Origin of the sequence: Arthrobacter castelli DSM 16402, from assembly GCF_000430705.1 — a bacterium.
Classification (GTDB): Bacteria; Actinomycetota; Actinomycetes; order Actinomycetales; family Micrococcaceae; genus Arthrobacter_C; species Arthrobacter_C castelli.
The window spans coordinates 35,239-58,079 of record NZ_AUMN01000023.1 but is presented as its reverse complement, the minus strand read 5'-3'; the positions used below and the strand labels follow the sequence as shown (position 1 = coordinate 58,079).

The following is a 22,841-nucleotide window of genomic DNA, read 5'->3' as shown; positions in this document are numbered from 1 at the left end:
TTCAGCCCGGGCATTGGAAGTGGCCCGAACACAACTGAACAAAAACCACGAAGCCCCTCTCACGCCTTACCGCCGGTCGTTGCAATGCCCTCGATGAAATGCCGCTGCAAGAAAATGAACACCAGAATTAGCGGCAACATTGCCAGTGTAGAGCCGGCCATCAATACCGGATAGTCGACAAAGAATGAACCACGCAGGGTAGCCAGACCCACTGAAACCGGCATTTTGTCGGGAGAGCTCATCACGATAAGCGGCCAAAGCAGCTCCTTCCAAGAGAACAAGCATGAAAAGATCGCTAACGTGATCATCCCCGGCTTCGCCAAAGGCAAGACCACCGACCAAAAGGTTCGAAAACGTCCCGCGCCATCAATTCTGGCCGCCTCCTCAATCTCCAATGGCAACGTAAGAAAGAACTGCCGCAACAAGAAAAGCCCAAACACCCAGAAAATACGGGGAACGATTAACGCAGGCAAAGTGTCGAGCCATCCCAGAGACTGGATGATCTCATATTGGGGGATAATTAGAAGCTCGTCTGGCACCATCATCACCGATAGAAACACAAGGAAAATCAGGTTCTTGCCTGGGAATTCAAAGCGAGCAAAGCCATAGGCAGCTAATGTGATGACAACCAACTGACCGATGATCCGGCCCACAGTCATCGCGATCGTTGTACCCATCATCGAAGCAAATGGGATTACTTCAAAGATCGTCGAGTAGTTTTCGAAGTAGAAATCATCCGGGATAGTTGTCGGCGGAACCTGAACAGATTCTTCAAAGGTTTTCAGCGACGTCGCCAGCTGCCACAAATACGGCGAAATCATCACGATGACGGCAACCAGTAAAGTCAGATGCACTAAATATTTCGGTTTAGTGAACTTCCGTTCCACGCCATCCGTACGCTCTGGCTTTCTACTCATAATGCACCCATCGTTTTTGCAAACGGAACTGAAGCGCCGTCAAAATGAAAATAATGACCATTAGAAGGAACGCTATAGCTGCCGCGTAGCCTCGGTCGTTATAGACAAAACCGACTTGATAAAAATAGTATACAATCGTTTTTGTGCTCGCCAATGCAGGGTTACCGGGCTCGAGCATCACAAAGACAAGGTCGAACATCTGTAAGCAACCGATCACTGTAATTACGACAACGAAGAAAATCGATGGAGTCAGCAGCGGAAGAGTCACATAGCGAAACCGTTGGACCGCGTTGGCACCGTCAATAGCGCTTGATTCAAGAAGGGTCCGAGGCACCCCCTGAAGTCCGGCCAACAATATGATGATTTGTTGTCCGAGCAGAAGCCACACCCCGACGATTCCGATAGCTACCAACGCGAGTCCTGGTTGGGTAAGCCAGCTAGGACCATCGATTCCAAACCAGCTCAGGATGTAATTGATTGCGCCGTACCGGCCGTTGTATAGCAGGCGCCATACTAAGGCTGCTGCAACTGGCATCGTGACGACTGGCAGGAAGAACAGCACTCGGTAGCCTGTCAGCCACTTTAGGTTTTTTTGATTGAGCAAGACTGCCATTACGATAGCCACCGGGATGCCGAGAAGCACGATGCCCGTGTACCCGAATGAAACGAGTAACGCCTGCCATACATCCGAATCGTTAATAAGGCGCTCGTAGTTCTCCAGGCCAGTAAATTCCGTCCCCCCGAACGCTCCCCATTTAGTGAACGATAAAAAGAAGGTACGTACGAGGGGCCACAGATAGAATATACTAAGTCCCAGCGTCATTGGTCCAATAAAAATGATCGCAGCAAGCGTGTCTCGTTTCTTACGTTTGCGACCTTTCGCTGTTACAAGACTTAAATTCCGCGGAACAGTTACTTGAGTCTCAGTCGTCATCGGCTATTCCGCCTTATTCTTCCACTGCCAGCGATTCGTTCATTTTCGCGGCCAGCTCTTCTGCTGCCGTTTCCATGGACTCGTGTCCGGCCCATGCTTGAGCAAGTATTTCGATGGCTTGAGTCTGCCAGGTTTGCGTGTTCTCTGAAACGGGATAAGGCATAGCATGGTCAAGCATTTCGATAAACGCATTGAGATTGTATTCCGGCATCGATTCAAGCCAGATATTTTGACTGTCAGCGTGGGCAGGGATCAATATGCCTGCTCGCGCGAACAGCGCCTGTGATTCTTGGTTGGTTAGAAACTTCAGAAGGTTCCATGCATCGTGAGGGTTTGCCGAGCCAGCCGCAACCGCATATGACATCCCGTGGACCGTGCACTGACGCCCTACCGGCCCACTTGGCAGGAGCGCAAGATCAACGGCGTCCATATTCGCTTGTCGCCACTGCGGAGCCCGCCAGGAGCCACCGTAGTACATCGCGACTTGTCCGCTCTGGAACATTTGTGTGGGGTCGGTTTCGGAGATTCGCGCGTATGAGGGCGATACTCCTTCCTTCATGAAGTCCCGCCAAAATTTAAGTCCTTCAATAGACCGCTTGTCGTCGAACCCCGAGTGTCGGCCGTCATCGGAAATTATATATCCGCCGGCTTGAAGGATCGTGTTGTAGTAGTTCTCCTGCGCCATTGAAATTGGGCTTCCAGGTGATATCCCATAAATTCCCCTGCGTTGATCGGTGATTCTTTCCGCAGCGTCCTTCAGGTCGTCCCAAGTCCATGCTTCGTTCGGATACGCGACCCCGGCATCGTCAAAGAGGTTCTTGTTGTACCAAAGAGCGATGGTGGAAAAGTTGATGGGAATAGCGTACTGAGTATTCTCGTAAGTGTAGAGTTCGTTCAAATTCGACGGATACTTTGCGAGATTTACGTCGTCGGAAGCGATCCTTCTGTCAAGCGGCATCAATTTGTCATTTGACGCGTACAGTTGAAAATTTGGCCCGTTCATCGTAACTATGTCAGGCGCGTTCCCACCCGTAAATGTGGTTTGAAGCCGTGTCCAATACTGGGTGATGGGAATTTGCGCTATTTCTACGTCGATTTTCGGGTTCTTCGCCTCAAATTTTGAAATAAGCTTTGTGCTCGACTCCATAAAGTTCGGATCCCAAAACGTATATGCCAGCGAGCCTCCCGGCCCTCCTCCAGGTTTAGGGTTGGAACATCCTGCGGCGCTAGCACCCATGGCGGCGATTGCGGCCGTGCTTAAGAATGTTCTTCGGTTCAGAGTGGAACTCATGACGATCCCGCAACTTTCAAGTTGTCTTCTACGTGTGACAGCATGGTGGCCGGTTGCTGCCCGATGACGAGGCGGTTGTCTTTCACGTACCCCTCTTCTCTGTCCCTAAGATGGTCAATGAGCCGCTGGCGCCACTTTCCAGATTCGACGCTCCAGGATGGATCCTCGATCAGGTTCACGGTCTCGTTTGGGTCGTTAACCAAATCGAAGAACTGCTCCTGTCCCTCCCCCGACATCCAAACGAACTTTGCCTTGCCGTCTGTCACCCACTGCAGCGACTGCCCCAGCAAAGTGTGTTCGCCGTGCAAGTCTTTGCGCCAGGAGACAGAACTATCTCCACGTAGAAAGGGGGTAAGACTTTCACCGTCTACGGACTCTGGAATGGGTGCCGCGGCCATGTCGAGCAGGGTTGGCATGATGTCGCGGAGCTCAACGACTTCGTCCACCACTGTGCCACGCTCGCCGTATCCCTCCGGCACCGACATGATAAAGGGAATGTGTGCTGACCCCTCGTATGGAAAGCCCTTCCGATACATGTCATGGTCCCCCATCATGTCGCCGTGATCAGAGGTGAAGATGACGACTGTATTTTCCCGGAGGCGCATCTCCCACAGCGCTTCCAGAAACCGATTGATTTGTTGATCAATGTGGGAGAGATGCCCGTAATAGCCGGCAGTAGCGCGGTGGTGGGTCCATTCATCTTGCCGTCCGAAGAAGGCATCATGGGCACCGTCACGCCGATGCGTCTCATACGCGTCGGTCCAGTCCCCCACGATCCGCTCCCGTGGGGGTCTGTTGAGATATTGGTCGAAGGCCCATTGGGGCGGATCGAGCGGTGAGTGCGGTCGGTGAAAGGAGAGGTACAGGAAAAACGGTACGGTCGGATCGCGACGGTACAGCCACGAGATAGCCTCGGTTGAAACCCAGTTCGTGGGGTGTAATGCCTCGCCCTTGTCCCACGGACGCGCGACCACGGAATTGCAGCTCAGTCCATGGTCGGTATAGTCCTCGATGGCCGACACTCCGGCCTGTGCTTGCAACCAGGGTAGGTAATCGTCGATCTGGCGCAGGTCCCGGTCGTGGCGGCGTCGTGAGTAATGCAGGTACCCATCGTGCAGCCGGACATCGTCGAAGCCAATTCGCGAGCGTTCCGGGTAGACATGCATCTTGCCAATCGCCTGAGTCTGATAGCCGGCATTCCGTAGCTCGCGCGGCATAGTCACCGGATGTGCCTCGTCAAAACTGACGCCGTCGCTATAGCCAACCCGTCCGTGCGCTTCTTGTGACTGTCCAGTCATTAGCGCTACCCGCGCCGGGACGCATGTTGGAGTAGCCGAGTAGGCACGACTGAATCGTGTGCCCACGGCTGCCAGCTGGTCCAGATAGGGAGTGTGCACTCTTGGGTGGCCTGCCGCAGACAAAGCGTCACCGCGCCACTGGTCAACGCAAATCAAAACAATGTTTGGACGTTCCACGATGAACTCCCATTCGAGTTATGTGCTTCATCAGTTCCCCACGAAGACACCAGCGTCCGGGAAGCATTGGCACTTCCAGTACAACCGGAACTTACGACTTCGACCCCCGGTTTACGATCAAACGCTATATGCGCGCTTTCTGACTGTCAATGCTCGAAACTGCTCGAACAACGCTTATACTAATCAAATGTGAAAGTCTAGAGTGGAGCGGTTTCAATGATGCAGCTGAAGGTGGCATCATCCAAGTTGTTCCCCGGGGACGGGGTAGTCGAGGAGAATGAGAGTCTGATGACTAGTGATGAAGTAGTCGCTAAGCCGTCATCTTCGCCAGCGGGCACGACCGAGGGTGGCCAGAATATTTACATGGACGGTTCGTTTGGTAGGCCACAACGCTGGCAGGCTCTCCTCGGCTTGCTTTCAGACAGAGGTCAATTGACGGTCGCGGGAGCCTCGGAGGCCTTGTCGGTGTCGCCGGCGACTATTCGCCGAGATTTCACAGCTTTGGCAGCTCAGCAATTGGTAACCCGTACTCACGGTGGTGTCGTCGCTACCGCAGGCGCTTACGACCTTCCGGTTCAGTACAGAGATGGTGACGTCAGTCGTGCGAAGCAACAGGTTGCCACGACTGCAAGCCGACTTGTCCCCGCGTGTAGCGTTGTAGCCTTGAACGGCGGGACGACGACGTCGGCGACAGCCCGACAGTTGGGGCTCCGGTCCGATTTGGCCGACCGGGCAGATCGTCCAGCTCTAACGGTGGTGACCAATGCACTGAATATCGCGACAGAGTTGGTTCTTCGACCGCATATTCGTACTGTCACTCTCGGTGGTGTCGCACGCCCGAACTCCTACGAGCAAGTCGGGCCTCTCGCCAAACTGGTCCTTCAGGAACTTTGGATCGACGTCCTCATATTAGGCGTCGATGGACTGACGCTGAGAGGGGGCGTTTCGGCACATCATGATGGCGAGGCTGAAATTAATTCGGCAATGGTAAAGCGCGCCGAGCGTGTTGTCGTCGTAGCGACGTCAGAGAAGATGGGGCATCGGTCCCTTGTGAGGGTTTGCGACTGGTCACAAATTGACACATTGGTCACCGATTCCGGCGTGGATGATGCTTTTGCGCGTGAACTGCGGTCATGGGAGGTCGATGTAATCGTCGCAACGAGCAATTCACCATGAGGTGTGCAGCCAACGAATCGCAAAAGTGGAGCATATCAATAATTCGTATCCCTTTGAAACGGAGAACCTTTCATGAACGACCCACATGGCAATTTATCTGATCTTGGATTCCACATGGACGCCGAGTTATCGTCCCAGCCCGAGATATGGGAGCGTGCCATCCGTGAGGCAATGAGCGAAGCCGAGGACCTGCTTCCTTTGAATGGTCAGAAGGTCGCAGTTATTGGCTGCGGCACTTCATGGTTCATGGCCCAGTCCTATGCCTCTATGCGTGAATCTATGGGGCTGGGAGTTACTGACGCATTCACTGCCTCTGAAGCCTTTATCAACAGGGACTACGACAAGGTTCTGGCCATTACCCGTTCCGGCACCACGACCGAGGTGCTCGAAACTCTAACAGACCTTAAGGGGGAGGTACGCACTGGTGCCATAGTGGGTGATGCGGCTTCACCACTCACGGAAATAGCGGATACTGTCGTGGAACTTCCATACGCCGATGAGCAATCCGTGGTGCAAACGCGTTTCGCTACGACTACATTGCTATACCTACAGTCGGCAATGGGCTATGATGTGGGCCCGGTCATTGCTGACGCTCGCACCGCCGTGGCTGAACCGGTGCCCCAGGAACTCATCGACGCGGAGCAATTCAGTTTCCTGGGGCGCGGCTGGACTATCGGCCTCGCCCACGAAGCCGCGCTGAAAATGCGTGAAGCATCGCAATCGTGGACCGAATCCTATCCCGCGATGGAATATCGCCACGGGCCTATAGCTATTGCCGGCCCGGGCCGTGTTACGTGGCTTTTTGGTGAAGAATCGAGTGACTTGGGCACCGATGTTACCAGGACAGGCGCACTGTACATCCACCGTAATTCTGCTCCGCTGGCGGAACTAGTGCGCGCACAGAAAGTGTCGCTGGAGCGTGCCCGTGCACGGGGACTCGATCCCGATCAACCACGTAATCTTGCCCGCTCAGTTATTCTGGACGCATAGGTGACTGAGCATGCGTTCCTGGATGGGTAATTCAGCCGTGCTGGCCCTCGATGTCGGTGGAACGGACATGAAGGTCGGCATCATTTTGCCCTCCAATCGTATTATCGGCTTGCAGCGGCTGGCTTCACCTCGTGACCCTACTAATCCGGGCGAAGCGCTGCTCGACGCAGTTTGTGCTCTCGTGCAGTCTTACCAGGTGCGATACCCCGATCATCCCTTCGATGCAATAGGACTCGTCGTACCCGGGCTCGTGGATGAGGCCGCAGGAGTAGGTAAGTATTCGGCAAATCTCGGCTGGAAGGACTTCCCCTTTGCAACGCGGGCACGAACGCGGCTGGGAATGCCGGTAGTTTTCGGACACGACGTTCGCGCCGCCGGCGATGCCGAATTTCGGATCGGCGCAGCCCAGCATGCAAAGCAAGCCGTCGTAATGGTGGTCGGTACCGGCATCGCCGGTGCCCTTTTTTGCGATGGCCACCGGCTCACCGGTGATGGTTATGCTGGAGAGCTGGGCCACTCCCTTGTACCGGATCCAAAGCGGCCCGGAGAAATGACCATATTGGAGGCTGTTGGGTCAGCTGGTGCGATTGCGGCCAGGTACACGCTGATAACCGGCGATCAAGTGGACGGCGCTCGTGAGGTACTGCGGTTGGCCAAGAACGGGGCGCAGCATGCACGTCAAGTTTGGAACGAGGCCATAGACGCACTGGGGTTCAGTATTGCTCAGTGTGTTTCCACGCTGGGCTCGGAGATAATCGTTATTGGGGGAGGGCTCTCACGCGCCGACGACGCCCTATTTGTTCCACTGCGACGCAAAACAAATGAGCTTCTTGGGTGCCAACGGCGTCCGCGCATTATCCCGGCCATGCTCGGTCAAGAGGCCGGTCTTATCGGCGCAGCCCTAAGAACACGTGAGATGGAGAAACGTCTGCACTGCAGTACTGGACGGTCCGGATGAGATCGTCGTCAACGAACCGTGCCCTCGACATCATTACCGTGACGCCCAATCCCGCCATAGATGTCACATACCAGATCGATGACCTTCAGCTTGGGCAGAGCCACCGGGTGCCCAATCCGCTGAATCGCGCTGGCGGCAAAGGACTGAATGTGGGACGAGTAGCTCACCACATGGGCCACCGCGTACTGGCAATAGCACCTGTTGAGGACACTCCCAGGTCTCAAATTCGTGCTGATCTTGAACTCAGTGGAATCCCGCACATTTTGGTCCCTATCCAAGAGCAAACGCGACGAACGATTGCTTTGGTCGACACAGTCAATGATCAAACTAGTATCTTGAATGAGTCTGGTGCAGCGCTGAATGAGAAAGAATGGCAGGCTTTGAGATCGGCCATCGTCGGTATGTTGGAGAATCCTGCCGAAAGAGGCTCCAATCCAGGTGTGCTCGTGGGCTGCGGCAGTCTTCCCCCCAACGCTCCGGTTGATTTCTACCCAATGCTGGTCAAGTTGGCGCATGCCCACCAGATGTTCGCGATCATTGACACCTCCGGCCAACAGCTCATTGATGCTGCACGAGCCGGAGCTGACCTGTTAAAGCCGAACAGCCATGAATTGGTCGAAGCCATGGGAGAGACGGATCTGTGCAGCGCTGCACAGAAACTCATTGAACTCGGTGCCCACCGTGTCTTGGTCAGCATGGGGGCAGAGGGAATGTTGGCTTTCACATCTGAAGCTCGCCAGCACTACTGGCACGCCCGGCTGCCGCGTCCACTGCATGGGAACCCGACTGGCGCCGGCGATGCATCCGTCGCAGCGGCTTCCGCAGCCTTGGCTTCGGGCGTCGAAAACGTGGAGCAAATACTGTGCACCGCCACGGCGTGGTCAGCTGCAGCGGTGCTGATGCCGCGAGCAGGAGAAATTTCACAAAACTATATGGAGCTTCAACAACAGTTGGTTATCACTAAGGAGAAATCTCCATGCCCCTGACATCCACGAGAGATTTAATGAACGAAGCAGTGGACGCAGGTACCGGTCTGGGAGCGTTCAATATCATTCATTTGGAGACCCTTGAGGGACTAATCGCTGGCGCGGAGATGGCGGCCCTACCAGTTATATTGCAGATTTCTGAGAACTGCGTTAAGTATCACGGTGGATTAGAACCACTGGCTCTTGCCTCGATGTCCGCCGCTCGACGAGCCGGTGTGCCTGTGGCCCTCCATCTCGACCATGTCGAGGACGAACGGCTTGCGCTGGAGGCCGTCGACCTCGGGTTCGGGTCGATTATGTATGACGGAGCGAGCTTGGACTACCAGGCCAATGTAACTGCCACTATACGTGTTAGTGAATACGCTCATGCTCGAGGAGTCTATGTAGAGGCCGAACTGGGCGAGGTGGGCGGCAAAGAAGGCCCGCACGCCCCCGGAGTAAGCACAGATCCCGCGGAAGCGGCCGATTTCGTGGCTTCGACAGGTGTCGACGCCCTCGCCGTTGCCGTTGGTTCTTCACACGCAATGACAGAACGAAGTGCAACACTTAACCTAGGGTTAATATCTGAGTTGCGCGGCAGATTAAACGTCCCGCTGGTCCTCCACGGATCTTCAGGCGTTGCAGATGAAGACATTCTCGACGCTCTTGCGGCGGGAATGACTAAAATCAATATTTCCACCCACTTAAACGGTTTCTTTACACGCTCTGTGCGTCAACATCTTCAAACCAACCCCACGCTAGTCGATTCACGTAAGTATCTTGGCGCCGGACGGGAGGCCATCGTCCCTGAGGTCGCCCGATTGTTATCCCTCTTTGCAAAAAAGCGAAACTAGCAATTCAAACCTCTACCGCGCCACCGGGAACTAGACCGGTGGGCTCGACCGAAAATTGGAAGATCAATCGCGAACCTTGAAGCGGGATTTCCACTGTTGGTGTAAGGTTGTGAGTTCCGCGACCAACTCAGGATACTGCGAAGCAAGGTTTGTTTGTTCGGAAATGTCTTGGGAGAGGTTCGTGAGCACGAGTTGTTCTGGAACTTCTGTGTGCTCGATTTTCCGTAGGGCCTCCGCTACTTCACCATTGGTCTCAGTGAAGATCAGCTTCCAAACCCCGTACCGTACAGCCCAAGACCAGCCACAGTCCCAGTGCAGCTCTGTATGAGGTGAGCCGTGCTGCTCACCACGGAGAAATGGCATCTGGTCCTGGCCATCCACATTTTCATAAGTCGAAGGCTCTGCACGCGTTGCGGCCAGGGCGGTTGGAAGGATATCCAGGGCACTGACCAACCCGTCATGGATGCCCCCAGCCGGCAGCTCTCCTTTCCACCGTGCGATGAAGGGAACTCGGATACCACCCTCAAACAGAGTGTACTTTGACCCTCGCAGCGGCTCATTCGACCCGTAATTGCACATACTGCCGCCGTTGTCGGTCAAATATATGAACAAAGTATCGCGGCCCAACCCAAGGGCATCAACTTGATCGATGATTCTGCCGATCTCCAGATCCATAAGTTCCAGCTGTGCGAGATAGTAGTCACGGCCATGGGGCAGATTCGGTGAAACAGCACCGTCGTACCAATCGACATAGTCTGCCGTTCCCGGATACCAGTCCTCATGCTTCGGTAATCCACGCTTTTCAAGCTCATCTTCCGGCAGTTGCCACGTAAAATTATGAACCGCGTTGAACGCAATGTAAGTGAAGAAGGGCTCGTGCTGATGCTCAGTTATGAAGCGACGCGCGCGCTCACCGAGGACTTCAGTCAAAAAACCGTCAGCGTCAGCCGGCCTAGTTTTCGTGCCGTTCCCTTCCCACAGGGCATCTACACCATGAACAGCGCTTGCCTCCTCGCCCATCTGGTGGGCAGCTTCCGACGAATGGAGCAGATAATGCAAACGACCCATAGATTGCCCCGCGAGTCCGTAGAGAGATTCATCAAAACCATGCTCAGGAGGAGCACCTCGATCGCCGTCGCGCTCGTTTCCATAGTGAACCTTCCCAAAATATCCAGTAGCGTACTGTTCCTGGCGAAAAAGTTCCGCGATAGTGGGGAACTCTTCGGGAGGCACGGCCGAACTATCAAACCATTGGGCTCCCCAGCGCTGCTGATAGCTGCCGGCGAGCAGGCCAGCTCGTGAAGGTGAACAGATCGGGGCACTGACATATGCGTCCGTACACGTCACGCCTTCAGCGGCGAGTTGATCGAGACGAGGAGTCCTCACGTTCTCATGAACGCCGAGTCGCTCACGGTCTGCATAGCCGTGATCGTCGGAAACGATTAAGACAACGTTCGGTCGTCGCGATTCATCAACTCCAAGAACTGTCATTCGATAAGCCCTTCTGATATTGCTCTACCCTGCGCCTCAAGTATTTATGGCAACAGACTCCAGCGGGCGCGGCGTTCGGGTAGCCCTCCGGATGGATTTTCGACTGGTCAACGCTCGCTGTTAGCGGGTGGTAACGGATAAATATGTAACTCCAGCGTGGGTGTAGCTCAAGAACCTTGCTCTCCGACCGTTTCAAGGCAATATCCATTTTCACAGTGGATCAGTCGGCGACCGGCCCCATCGTTCATCTGGACCCACATAACCGAGCAATCTTTGGTACATGCATCCATCACTCCGGTGATGGGCGGATAAATGTCGTGATGGAAGCTGGCTCATTGGCCCGGCTCTACAGCCGAGCAGTCGTCTTCCCGCGACAAATCCGTATCCACACTGCTTCCCATTGAACGATCCTTCTTCTTCCGCAAAGTTTACTCCTAAGCCGCTTTATGCTCATCAACCTGAAGATGCCCATGTCCTTGGCGGATCGAACACAACTAAAAACGGCCGAGGCAATAGAGCCTAACGACGGTGGGTGATGCGCACCCGACATCGAAAATGACTCTATGAACGGCGGTCGATGGGAAGAGTACCCCTTTGGGGCAACACGCCGGGCAGTTCAGACCAAGACCGGCCTCCCGAGCGCGGTCGATCTTCCACCACCAAGCACCAACCAGTATCCTCATACCGTCTAGCTCAGGTGGGCCGCTTTTTGACCGACGCTGCGAGTGACTCCTGGCCTGCTCTCGCACGGTCGCTGAGATCTGCTCGTAACCGGGCATGACTTCGCCATTCGCATCCGTCTGGACGGACTGGAGCTGCACAGCGGCGTCCAGATCCTGCACCTGACCATCGGAAAAGCACCCTCTATGAGAGCGTCACGATGCGACTCAAGTTGGTGAGGTCCCGCGCAACATGAGCCTGCGCCGGACGGGGTAGGTCATTTTCCATTAAGCCTTGATCCACCGATGAACTTGGGGTCAGCTTCGGCGTTTTAAAGACGAGATGTCCCTCAGGGGTACCTTTCACCGCTTAAACACGCCCTCACCGCGGGGCCCCGATGAAAGATCGAGGCTAAGCTGCGATGCCTTGTCCGAGCATGGATATATGGTGGTCGACGAGAACCGAATTATCCACAGTGCGGAACTTGGGTACACCGACCTCCACGACAGGCTGGATCAACTGGCCGGCACCAGGTGCCTCGCACACTCGGAAGCCACGGCGTCAAATTTCAATTCGCATTGGACGATAAGGTTCCGGGCTAAGGATCAGCCGAGTTAGATACTGACGCCGGCCATTACCGCCGGCCAGAAGTCTATGCCGCCGGTACGCCGGTGCTCCTGGATCCCGACGTACTTATCGGTTCAGTACTGATCGGTTCACCGTTGCGGAAGAGCAATGTCCACGCCGGCTTTGGCGATGATGAGACCAGCGATCACGATACTCAGCACCATATAGCGACCCATGGGGAGCCATAGCCTGCTCGATGTGCTGCGACATACTCGTCACCTCCTTGAAGAACTTGATCGTACGTTCTTCAAGATGTCGCCCGAAGTCGGTTACACCGACTGGTCTTGGCGCTGCCGGTGGACAACGGCGTGGTCACTCACGCTGTCACGATAAACCCATTTTGATGGATCATTTCCAATTATTCTGCGATAGAATGAATTGTCTATCCATTGGAGCACGCAGATGACTATGGGAATCCTCACCGAGAAGCCGTCCGCGGCACGTCATTTTGCCGCAGCCCTGGGAGGTGACAGCGGCACGTACAACGGCGAGCCGTATGTGATCGCCCACGCCCGCGGTCATTTGTACGAGTTCGTCGATCCGCACCGGATGGTCTCCGATGCGGATTTGGCCGAGAAGTATCGAAAATGGGATCTGGTGAATCTGCCCTGGAACCCGGCTGATCTGTCCTGGCAGCTGGAGACGATCCAAGGGGCCGGCCAGGTCGCCTCCGAAGTGAAACAGAAGCTGGCGCGCTGTGATGAACTGGTGGTCGCCACTGATGTCGATCCCACCGGCGAGGGCGGCATGATCGCCGTCAACGCGTTCCTTGAGCTCGGACTCAAACCGAAGTCCTGGTCGCGGATGTATTTCACCGATGAGGCACCGGCGTCGCTGCAAAAAGCTTTCACCTCGCGCCAGCGTCTTGCCTCACTGGCTGATTTCGACGAGTACAAGAAGGCACGCTACCGCTCTCAGTTCGATTTGCTGAGCATGCAGTTCACGCGTATTGCCACCAACATGGCACACGCCTCCGGACAGAACACCGTGCTGCGCCAGGGCCGGCTGAAGTCAGCCATGACGCTGCTGGTCGGCGATCAGCTCAAGGCTTACAACGACTACGTGAAGAAGCCGTTCTTCCAGAACCGGTTTCGTGATGAAAACGAAGTCATGTACACGAACGCGGATGAGCCGCGGTTCGACAAGAAAGACCAGGTTCCGCAGCAGTACGGCCCCTCGCCGGTCACTGTTGACAGCACCGAGACGAAGAAGACCGCTCCCCCGCGGCTGCTGGATCTGGCGACTCTGTCTTCGATGCTGGTGGGCCAGGGCGTCAAGGCGAAGTTGACGCTGGATACCTATCAGAAAATGTATGAGGCACAGGTGGTCTCGTATCCGCGCACCGAGGATAAGACCATCACGGGCGAGCAGTTTGACGAACTTGTCCCCCATCTTGACCAGATCGCCTCTGTCGCCGGCGTCGATACAGCGCTGTTAACCCACCGGCAACCACGCAAGACTCACGTCAAGGCAGCCGGCGCACACGGTGCCAACCGCCCGGGACCGAAGGTGCCGGCCTCGCTCGAGGACGTCGAGCAGCGCTTCGGTGCCACCGGCCGGCTGATCTACCAGACACTGGCGAAAAACTACCTGGCTATGGTCGCCGAAGACTACGTCTACGAGCAGCAGAAAGGCCATGTCGAAAAGTACCCGAACTTCGTTGGACTCGCCAACGTGCCGAAGAAACCCGGCTGGAAAGCGGTGTTCAATCCCAACGCCGGTGACGACGACGCCGACGGCGACGAGAACGAGTCCGCCAAGGGCCTGGGCTCGAACGCTGAGCCGTTTGTCTTCGAGGGTGCGAACAAGCGCCCCGAACACCCGAGCATGAAATGGCTGATGAAACAGCTCGAGAAGCGCGACGTGGGCACCGGTGCCACGCGCACCTCGACGTATTCGGACGTAACCTCGACCAAAGCGAAATACCCGCTGCTGGTGGAGAAAGGCAAAAAGCTGGTCCTGGCCGAGGCCGGACAGATGAGCTGGATGCTGCTTCCGGGCACCAGGATCGGGGACCTGTCGTTGACCGAGCAGGTCTACGCCGACATGCGCGCCATTGCCGACGGCACCGCCGACGCCGGTCAGTGCCTGGCCCGGGTCGCCGACTGGGTCCGCGCCGACATCGAGCAGATGCGCACCAACGCGGCATCCATGCGTCAGCAGCTGGGCCTGAGCGAACAAACGGTGGTCGGCCGCTGCGAAGGCGTGTGGCAGGCCGCCCCGTCCGGCCCGCAGAAGGTCACGTTCAAGAAGGTTTTCTCCCAACATGAGTTCACCGACGAAGAGGCTGAGAAGCTGTTGGCCGGTGAGACGATCTCGTTCGAGGCCACGTCGAAGGCGGGCAAGGCCTATACGGCCGTTGGCAAGCTCGGCGTCGGCGAATTCAAGGGACGCAAGTTCGTCGGTTTCCAGCTCGAGGTCCCCGACCGGCCGGCATCCTGGTGCGGGCGCACGTTTACCGAGGACGAAAAGGTCAAGCTCGAGGCCGGGCAAACCCTGGAGATCGACGATTTCGTCAGCGCCAGGACCGGCAACACTTTCGGGGCCAGGGTCTCGTGGGACGCATCAACCAAAAAGATCGTCCCGGATTTTGGCGTCGATGAGCCGCCGCGTTCGTGGTGCCAGCATTCTTTCACCGACGAGGAAAAGAAGAAGCTCACCGACGGCGAGTCGGTCTTCGTCACGGGTTTCACTTCGAAGAAAGGAAAGAACTTCGACGCGTCCGTGACCTGGAAAGAAGAACAGGGCAAGAAGAAAATCGTGCCCGCCTTCGCCTAAAGGTGGCGCTCGAATGTTGAGAACAGGTGTTGTCGACCGTGGTGGCTGTTCGTAACCACCACGGTCGATGATGTTTCACTGATCTATCTGGATCATTCATATGCTGTATGCTGGATAATGGATCACTCGTCTATGAGACAGAGTAAACATGATGGCGTGATAGACATACAGTGAGGGGTCGACATGGCCAAGGAAGTTTTCAAGATGCCTTCGTCGCTGAACCGCAGCTTTTTGGATCACGAGATCACGTTGACCGGCGGCGGGTGGCAGGCGAAGCCGTCGCCGATCAAGCAACTGCTGTTTTTGACCGGCGGAATCCTGGTCACTATATGGTTTGTCAGCTCAACGTTCGTGGCTCACGCCTCTATCGGGATCATTGTCTTATTCGTCATCTGGTCGCTGGCCATGGTCTTCTATCTCGGCGGGTTGACCAAGACGAAAGAGCTGCGGCTGATGACGGTGCCGGCACTGCTGTCATACCTTCCCGCCCGCGCCCGCAAAATGGTCGCCAGACGCAGCTCGGACCCCAGTGAATTCGCTTCGATCGTGGGCATCAACAGCATCGAAGAAGACGGGCGGATCGATTTTTCCGACGGCAGCGTCGGCCAGCTGTATTTGATCGTCGGCTCGGCCAGCCATCTGCTGTTCGACGAAGACCGGCGCGGAATCCTGAATCGGGTCGATGCCTTCTGGCGGAAGGTCCAGACCTCATGTGAGTACATCTTCATCACTACCAAGGAGCCGCAGCGGATCCACCACCAGGTGGCGAACCTGGAGCAGCGCAATCGCGAACTTCAAGTCCGCGACCCGGACCTGCTGGAACTGCAGGACGAACAGTACGACATCCTGACCGAACACGTCGGCGGCAAGTTCACTTCGATCCACCAATACGTGCTGCTCAAAGGCGTCAGCGCCGACGGTCTCCGCCAGGGGCAGATGATCCTGCAGTCCGAAGCTGAAGGGTCGTCGCTGATGGTCAAAGAAATAACGATGCTCGATCGCGAAGAGACCCGGCAGACGTTGCGGGTTTTCTACCAGGGCGTCGACGACGATCCGTTCACAACCGGCCGCACCGGAACCTGAGATTTTGACGAAACATGAACACCACACAGGGGTATCAGACATGGCAATGATAACGAAGGGCCGAACAACGGCCGATACCGCGGCAGCGGATGAGACTGACACCGGTACGACGGCCCTGGCCGATGAGCTGATCGGGACCGCTGAGCCGACGATGGCCGACGAGGATGAAGCTGGTGACGACGCTGCCGCTGCCGGGAAGCAGAGCCGGCTCAAGCGCCGGCGGCAGAAGAAGCAGCTTCAAGGCCATCTTGATGCCGCCGATGACACAGGCGGCACCGACGAACCGGAAAAGAAGCAGGGCTGGTTCAAGCGCCACCAGCAGATGAAACAGCTTGAGGGCCGGTTCGAATCGTATCCTCATCTGCTGGCCCTCAAGCCCAAAGAAAAATATGTCTTTCGCTCGGATTACTTCGAGGTCGACCACTCGGTCGGGGCCGTGCTGGCGTTTTTTCACGACGAGGCCGCCAAAGATGCCTTCGCACCGTTTTGGGGCATCGGTCGGATCCCGGACGGTCTCGACGACCGGGTCACGGCCGTGGTGCTGGAGCAAGTGACGCGGATGAGCGAGAAGTGGATTGACCAGAACACCAAGCAGTCAGAAAAGCTGGACAAGCTCGACTCCGGTGAGCAGGACGATACAGGTACGAAGTCGTCGAAGCGCAAGGCGGAGAAAGTTTCGTCGGATCTGGAGATCATTATCGACGAACTCGCCGATGGTGCCTCATACCTGTCCGTCCAGAACCGCCTGTTGCTCAAGGCCCCGTCCCTGGAAGTGCTTGAAGAGTCAATCGAGGCCATTTCGCGGTTGTACATCGAACGGTTTGGCACGTTGAGCGTGGCCGCCTACGCCGGCGAACAGCGCCAGGAGTTGTCGGCGCTGATGAAGAAAAACGAGAAGAAGCGCGGCAAGGGTTTTTATTTCACCTCCATGGAGCTGGCCGGCTCGTATTCGCTGGTGACCAACGGCCTCAACGACCGCCGCGGCGAATATGTCGGCTACATGGTCGGGGATGTGAACAATTCAGCGGTGCTCTTCGATGCCAACAACTATGATCATCATGCCGTGATCGCCGATTCGGCCCTCGGTGACTATATTGAAGGTGCCCAGGTCGCCGACATGTGGTGTTCGAAGCTGTCCCAGTCGGCGCTGCTATCCAACCACAACGTGGTCCATCTGGTGCTGGACGGAGCGGATCTGGACCGGCTCGGGCCGGCTTTCGACGGCATCACCTCCCGGGTGGATCTGAACAGCGGTGACGTGAACATGTTTGAAATGTTCGGTGACGCCGATGATGAGCTGGCGATCTTTTCCATGCAAATGCAGAAGCTCAAGCTCATGTTCGAGCAGCTGTACGAATCCACCGACGGCTCGGTGGCCTCGATCATCCGGTCCCAGCTGGAGAAGGTGGCGACTGACTTCTACATTGAACAGGGCATGTGGTCGCACAACGCCAAGCACCAAAGAAATCGGCTGCGTGTGGTGGGCATCCCGCACCGGCAGGTACCCCGGCTGCAAATGTTCGTCTCCTACCTGGCCACCGCGCACAAGGCACTGATCAACTCATCCAAGGTTGACCCGGACGAGCTGCGCGCTTACAACGTGCTTCAGGGTATTGCCAAGTCCATGCTGTCGACCAACGGCGATCTATTCAATAACCATACGGCTCCGGCGGTTGACGGGATCCGTGATGCCAAGCGCGTCGTCTATGATTTTTCGCGTTTGCTGCGCCGCGGCCGGGGTGTGGCCATGGCACAGCTGGTCAACATCGTCGGTTTTGCCATCGGTAAGCTCGAACGCGGTGACACGGTCATCATCCACGGGGCCGAATACGTCGACGACCGGGTTAAATCCTATATGGAGACGCAGTTCGAACACTTGTATCAGCGTGGCGGACGGGTGGTTTTCAGCTACAACAACATCGACAAGATGCTCGACGACACCGCGTTCAACAAATTCGACGCCGCCGATTTCACCATCTTTGGTCCGATGCGGGACAAGACCGTGACGGAGTATCAGAGGCAGCTGCACCAGCAGATCCCGCCGGATTTGGCCCGGCTGATCACCCGCCGCGGCGAGAACCTGTCGTATCTGCGTCGCGGCGTCTCCAACGTGGTCTTTCGACCCGATCTGGCACTGGGCATCAATCCCGTGCGCGAAGACCAGCGCCGGGCAATGGCGTTGGCGGCCGGTATAGCCGAGCAGGATACTCGGTCCAGCGAGCCGACGCAGCCGAAAAACAACACCGGCACGGGTTCTGTGGATCATGATTCATCGAACGGTTCGGCGGATCGGTCGATGAAGATGACCAGGACCAAGCGGAAGGCTCTTTCGGCTGATCGGGCTAAGACACGGTCCAAGACGACGATGAGCAAGCGAGCCACCGGCAACCGAAGGAGCGGGCGATGAACCGGAAAATGACGGCCACGCCACGGTCACGCGCGGCTGCGACGCACTCGATGGCGGTACGCGCGATTGTGGGCGCGCTGCTGGCGGCCCTACTGGTACCGGCGGTGTTGACGCTCTTTTCCGGCTCGGCCTCTGCCGCCGGTGAGGAAGAGACAGCCGATTACAGTCTCTATCAGCTGTCCTCGAACGCGTCGTCGTACTTCAGCAACGAGAACTCCCCCAAAGGGGACGGCAACGACGAGGCCACAGACGCTGCCGCCGAGCGGATGACCGACGAATGGCATGAAGTTACTAAGCATCCCGGCATGGCCGGTTCACTGCTGGGCTATGCCGACCCGGAATTCAGCTTTACCGTCAAGTGGCTGTTCTCCGCCGTTTCGGGATCGTCTCAGACGCTCAGTTATGACACCTTCAAGACTCCTGATGCCGACGAGAATATTTATCAGGGTCTGCTGAATTATGCCCACTTTGGTGCTGCCAACGCGGCTCTGGGTTTCGACAGCATGTCTTCGGGTATCGGCGGCGGCATGATCCACGCCATCGCCGGTTCGGTGATCTGGTTCGCCTATGCCCTGTCGATGGGCGTGTCGTGGCTGTTCTGGATGGTGATTCAGATCCTCCAGTTGCTCAACCCGTTCATGTGGTTCGCTGAGGCGGTGAAGAATACCGCTGGCGCGCTCTTCGCCAACGGGATGACTGCCGGCGGCGACAGTACCCTGGCCGATGGTCCCCTGTCGGGGCTGGCGGCGTTTATCAACCAGTGGTATAGCACGTTGGTTACTATTTCCTGGTCTGTTTTGGTGCCGCTGTTCATCGGGTTCCTGTTGTTGAGCCTGGTCTTTTTCAAGAAGATGAACCGCGGATCGGCGATCAAAAAACTCGTCGTGCGCGTGGCCTTTATCGGGCTGGGCCTGCCGCTGATCGGCAGCATGTATACCGGCATTCTCGATCAGTTCGACGATTCGCTGGTCGGCTCGCACGCCGGCCCGACCAGGGTGGTGCTTTCCACGTACGTCGACTTCAATGCCTGGATGACGCAGAACCGCCTCTATATTCCAGAAGAGGCCTCCATTTCGTGGAATCCTGACGAAGGGCAGCCGACATCAAAGTCGATACTGTCGGTGCGCACCTCGGCATTGGCGATCAACGCACAGTCTCATGACGCTTTCTCCAACATTGATGTCGGCATGATGTCGCATACCGCTAACCAGGCCTGGCAGTCGGCCTCGGTCGATCCAAGTGTGGACAATCCCGACAGCAACGCTGTCCTGGCCACGATGGGCATGCTCGGCCAGTACATCACCAGCCAGTCCGTGACCGCCTCCGACTTTGAGTCCGGCATCAAAAGCAATATCACCCAGCTGACCGAAGAATCGGATGGTGTGACTCAGAAAGAGAAGCGCAAGTGGTTCACCAAAGATGGAGGCTATGGGCAGGCCAAGGGGTTCGGTGAAGAGACGGGTCTGTCGCCGCGCGATCACCCGCTGATCTCCACGGGGGTGCCGGGCCTGGATTCGCAAGCGAACAAAATGGGCGGATCGAAAAGGATTTTCTTCACTCACAGCGAGGCCAGGGTCGACTGCGGCTACCGGATTGTCGACAGCCAGGGTAACCCGGCGAACTGCAATCTGTCCCCACTGGCCGCATACAACTATCTGAACACTTCGTTCGCGCCGCAGTCGATGACCATCTTCTCCTCGGACAAGGCAACCTCGGGCTTCACCCGCGAGACCCACAACGCGGTCAGCCAGGTCGGGACCGGCCCGGCCTCGTTCATGTACTGGGTCAACGCGGTCGTGCTGCTGTTTTCGATCGTCGTCATCGGCTTCTTCTATGCCATCGGCATGCTGGTGGCCGCGGTTAAGCGGATGTTCAGCCTGATCGCAGCGGTGCCGTTTGCCACCATGGGCTCACTGTCCGGCATCAGCAAGGTGATCATCTACACCGTGGCACTGATCCTGGAAATACTGGTGACGTTGTTCCTCTACCAGTTCGTCTCACAGTTTCTGGTCTCACTGCCGCAGATCATTGAAGGTCCGATCGCCGATCTGGTCTCGGGTACGGAGACCAGTATCTTCAGCAGCGGCGTTCTCGGGGCCGTGGCCGTGGTCGTGATGACGGCCATTTCGACGATCATGATTATCGGGGTCACGTTTGTGCTGATGCGTGTTCGCAAGTCGGTACTCGAAGCCATGGACGAGGTCGTGACCAAGCTCGTGGACAAGTTCCTGGAGACGAACACGCCTCCGCAGCAATCCGGCGGCGGCAGTGGTGTCATGCCCGCCATGGCCGGTGGTGCCGGCTCCGCTGCCGGTTCCGCTGCCGGTTCCGCTGCCGCCGGCGGCTTGATGAACAAGCAGTCCGGCGGAAACAGTGGCGGGTCTGGCTCTCAGCCCACCACCGGCGGTGGCGGGTCCGGTTCCAAATCGGGCGGGACCAACGCCGGCGGGACCAACGGGCCGAAGAAATTGTCCGGCGGGGGGTCTTCAGGTGGGTCGCAGTCACAGTTGCCGGCCGGTGGTGCCGGTGGCGTATCACCGGCTGAAGGTTCTGCCGGCGGTGCCGGCGGGTCGGGCGATCCTGCTGATCCGAACGGGCAGAACAGCCCGGACAGTGCCTCTGACTCCAATAGCGGTGCCAATGTCGGCGTCATGGCTGGCAGTAGCGGCCCTGGTGATGGCCACGCCGGCGGCGTCGGCGGCTCTGGTCAGTTGGGCGCTGACGGCACCAGTGAAGACGGCATCGCCGGTGACGGCTCGCAGGGCGAAGGCGGTCTCCACGGTGACAACGGTCAGAACCCGGTCGAGGCTGATGGCCGCGCCGGTAGCGGCCCCGCTGCGGCCGCCGGTTCGCAGGTACTGACCAGCGCCGGTGCATCGAACGCCGAGCGCACCGACAAGGCCGTGGCCAGCGACGTCAACGCCCAGGGCGGGCTGTCGAGGCTCGGCGGACCGGCCGCTGCCGGCAGTACGTCGTTGGCCGGTGGTACCAGTGCAGCCGCCGGCTCCACTGGTCAGCAGAGTCCCGAAGCCTCGAAGTCTGGTTCTTCAGGTTCCGGTACCGGCTCGACCAACGGCACTGTCGGTGGAGGCACGAACCTGTCAGGAACCAACGGCCCCACACCGGGTTCACCGTCACAGGGTGGCTCGAATGCAACAGGTGGCTCAATTGGTCAGCAGCCATCCAAGCCTGGTGCTTCAAGTGCCGGTGTCGGTTCGGCCAACGGTACTGCCGGTGTTGACACGAACCTTGGTGGGACCAACAGCCCGGCCTCGGGTTCACCGTCGCAGGGTACTCAGGCCCCGGCCGGCGGCACGTCGTCACAGGGTGGCTCGAATGCAACTAGTGCCGGTGGTTCAGTCGGCGCGACGGCCTTTGGTGGTGCTGCAGCCTCCGGTGGTACTGCCTCTGCAGGCGAGCAGCCGAAGCAGCCACAACAGCCGAAGGGAGCACAACCGGTACAACCAGCGCAGCAGGCACAACCACAGCAGCCGAAGCGTCCGGCACCGCAGCAGCCAAAGCGTCCGGCGCGACCTGTACAACCGGCACAATCGAAGCCGCCGCCCAGGCAGCCGAGACAGCCAAAGGGTCCTGATCAGTCCGGGCCGAAGTAACTGAGGATGTGCGATATCGGCACCCACACCGCGGCAGTGACGACAGACAGGGGTGATGATGGGTCTCCGATCGCGTATCCGTGATGATTTCCCGGCCGGCTGGTGGCACTGCCGTCAGTGGTGGGCTATCAGCAGCAGGGAACTGGGTCTGTGGCTGGCGGCGATGGTGGTGACAGTGATTTTACTGCCGCGTGTAGTGATTGCGCTGCGTTGCCGCCGCCGTCCGGCGGCCCTGGCGAAAATCAATGGCGAAGCCTTCGTCGCTGCCGGTGTGGCCAACAGCATCCTGGTGGTGTTTACTGTTATCGCTTTGGCCGCCGCGCCGCCGGCGCGGGACCGGTCCTGGCTTTTCGGGCTGGCGGCACTGATGATGTTGTGTGTATTGAATCTGCTGGTCGCCTCCGTGATGGTGGCTGTGCTGGTCGCCTCCCGGCTGACCAACAAATTTGAGTGGTCAGTGATCGACTACATCGACCGGTACGGCGCAAGAGGGTCAAAGCCGCCGCAGACCTGTCGCGAATACGAGGCCGAGCGGATGCGGGGCTTTCTCGCCGACGGGTGAAGACGGCGAATCGAGTAGGTGGGCCGGGTTGCCCGGCCCACCTCTCACACCACCGTACG

15 protein-coding genes are annotated in these 22,841 nt (G+C 57.4%); 10 read left to right on the top strand and 5 right to left on the bottom strand.

Annotated elements, in window-relative coordinates:
* Positions 1–59: 59 nt before the first annotated feature.
* The 4 genes from H535_RS0118790 to H535_RS0118775 are packed head-to-tail and all read right to left on the bottom strand — an operon-like array spanning position 60 to position 4,617.
* Positions 60–917, bottom strand: a complete 858-nt coding sequence (locus H535_RS0118790; RefSeq protein ID WP_051299544.1) for a carbohydrate ABC transporter permease — start codon at positions 915–917, stop codon at positions 60–62.
* Positions 910–1,851: a carbohydrate ABC transporter permease gene (locus H535_RS0118785; protein ID WP_051299543.1), complete on the bottom strand. Its 942-nt coding sequence runs from the start codon at positions 1,849–1,851 to the stop codon at positions 910–912. Before H535_RS0118785 ends, H535_RS0118790 begins: the two co-directional genes overlap by 8 nt.
* A 13-nt stretch (positions 1,852–1,864) precedes the next feature.
* Complete coding sequence (locus H535_RS0118780; RefSeq protein WP_026820759.1) at positions 1,865–3,142, bottom strand: ABC transporter substrate-binding protein; 1,278 nt, start codon at positions 3,140–3,142, stop codon at positions 1,865–1,867.
* The gene (locus H535_RS0118775; protein WP_026820758.1) at positions 3,139–4,617 is read right to left on the bottom strand and encodes an arylsulfatase; all 1,479 of its coding nucleotides are present in this window, start codon (positions 4,615–4,617) and stop codon (positions 3,139–3,141) included. Before H535_RS0118775 ends, H535_RS0118780 begins: the two co-directional genes overlap by 4 nt.
* Positions 4,618–4,833: 216 nt before the next feature.
* Here H535_RS0118775 and H535_RS0118770 point away from each other — a divergent pair, with 216 nt between their 5' ends.
* The 5 genes from H535_RS0118770 to H535_RS28660 all read left to right on the top strand — a co-directional run bounded on the left by H535_RS0118770 (position 4,834) and on the right by H535_RS28660 (position 9,560).
* Positions 4,834–5,793, top strand: a complete 960-nt coding sequence (locus H535_RS0118770; protein WP_245580382.1) for a DeoR/GlpR family DNA-binding transcription regulator — start codon at positions 4,834–4,836, stop codon at positions 5,791–5,793.
* Between the two features lie 72 nt (positions 5,794–5,865).
* Positions 5,866–6,783, top strand: a complete 918-nt coding sequence (locus H535_RS0118765; RefSeq protein WP_026820756.1) for an SIS domain-containing protein — start codon at positions 5,866–5,868, stop codon at positions 6,781–6,783.
* Between the two features lie 10 nt (positions 6,784–6,793).
* Positions 6,794–7,741, top strand: coding sequence for an ROK family protein (locus H535_RS28665; protein ID WP_081416810.1), 948 nt, complete (start codon positions 6,794–6,796; stop codon positions 7,739–7,741).
* Positions 7,738–8,727, top strand: coding sequence for a 1-phosphofructokinase family hexose kinase (locus tag H535_RS0118750; protein ID WP_035770166.1), 990 nt, complete (start codon positions 7,738–7,740; stop codon positions 8,725–8,727). Before H535_RS28665 ends, H535_RS0118750 begins: the two co-directional genes overlap by 4 nt.
* Entirely contained in the window at positions 8,718–9,560 is an 843-nt protein-coding gene (locus tag H535_RS28660; RefSeq protein ID WP_026820752.1) for a class II fructose-bisphosphate aldolase, read from the top strand. Before H535_RS0118750 ends, H535_RS28660 begins: the two co-directional genes overlap by 10 nt.
* A gap of 63 nt (positions 9,561–9,623) precedes the next feature.
* Here the strand turns inward: H535_RS28660 and H535_RS0118740 are convergent, their stop codons facing one another.
* Positions 9,624–11,051: a sulfatase family protein gene (locus H535_RS0118740; RefSeq protein ID WP_026820751.1), complete on the bottom strand. Its 1,428-nt coding sequence runs from the start codon at positions 11,049–11,051 to the stop codon at positions 9,624–9,626.
* A gap of 1,689 nt (positions 11,052–12,740) precedes the next feature.
* Between H535_RS0118740 and H535_RS0118725 the strand changes: the two genes are divergently transcribed.
* The 5 genes from H535_RS0118725 (at position 12,741) to H535_RS0118705 (ending at position 22,782) form a co-directional block, all read left to right on the top strand.
* On the top strand, positions 12,741–15,116 hold the full coding sequence (locus tag H535_RS0118725; RefSeq protein WP_026820750.1) for a type IA DNA topoisomerase: 2,376 nt from the start codon (positions 12,741–12,743) through the stop codon (positions 15,114–15,116).
* A gap of 183 nt (positions 15,117–15,299) precedes the next feature.
* Positions 15,300–16,199, top strand: a complete 900-nt coding sequence (locus tag H535_RS0118720; RefSeq protein ID WP_026820749.1) for a hypothetical protein — start codon at positions 15,300–15,302, stop codon at positions 16,197–16,199.
* Between the two features lie 40 nt (positions 16,200–16,239).
* Complete coding sequence (locus tag H535_RS28005) at positions 16,240–18,606, top strand: hypothetical protein (RefSeq protein WP_211236633.1); 2,367 nt, start codon at positions 16,240–16,242, stop codon at positions 18,604–18,606.
* Complete coding sequence (locus H535_RS0118710) at positions 18,603–22,220, top strand: hypothetical protein (protein WP_026820748.1); 3,618 nt, start codon at positions 18,603–18,605, stop codon at positions 22,218–22,220. Before H535_RS28005 ends, H535_RS0118710 begins: the two co-directional genes overlap by 4 nt.
* Positions 22,221–22,275: 55 nt before the next feature.
* Complete coding sequence (locus H535_RS0118705) at positions 22,276–22,782, top strand: hypothetical protein (protein WP_035770163.1); 507 nt, start codon at positions 22,276–22,278, stop codon at positions 22,780–22,782.
* Positions 22,783–22,841: the final 59 nt, after the last annotated feature.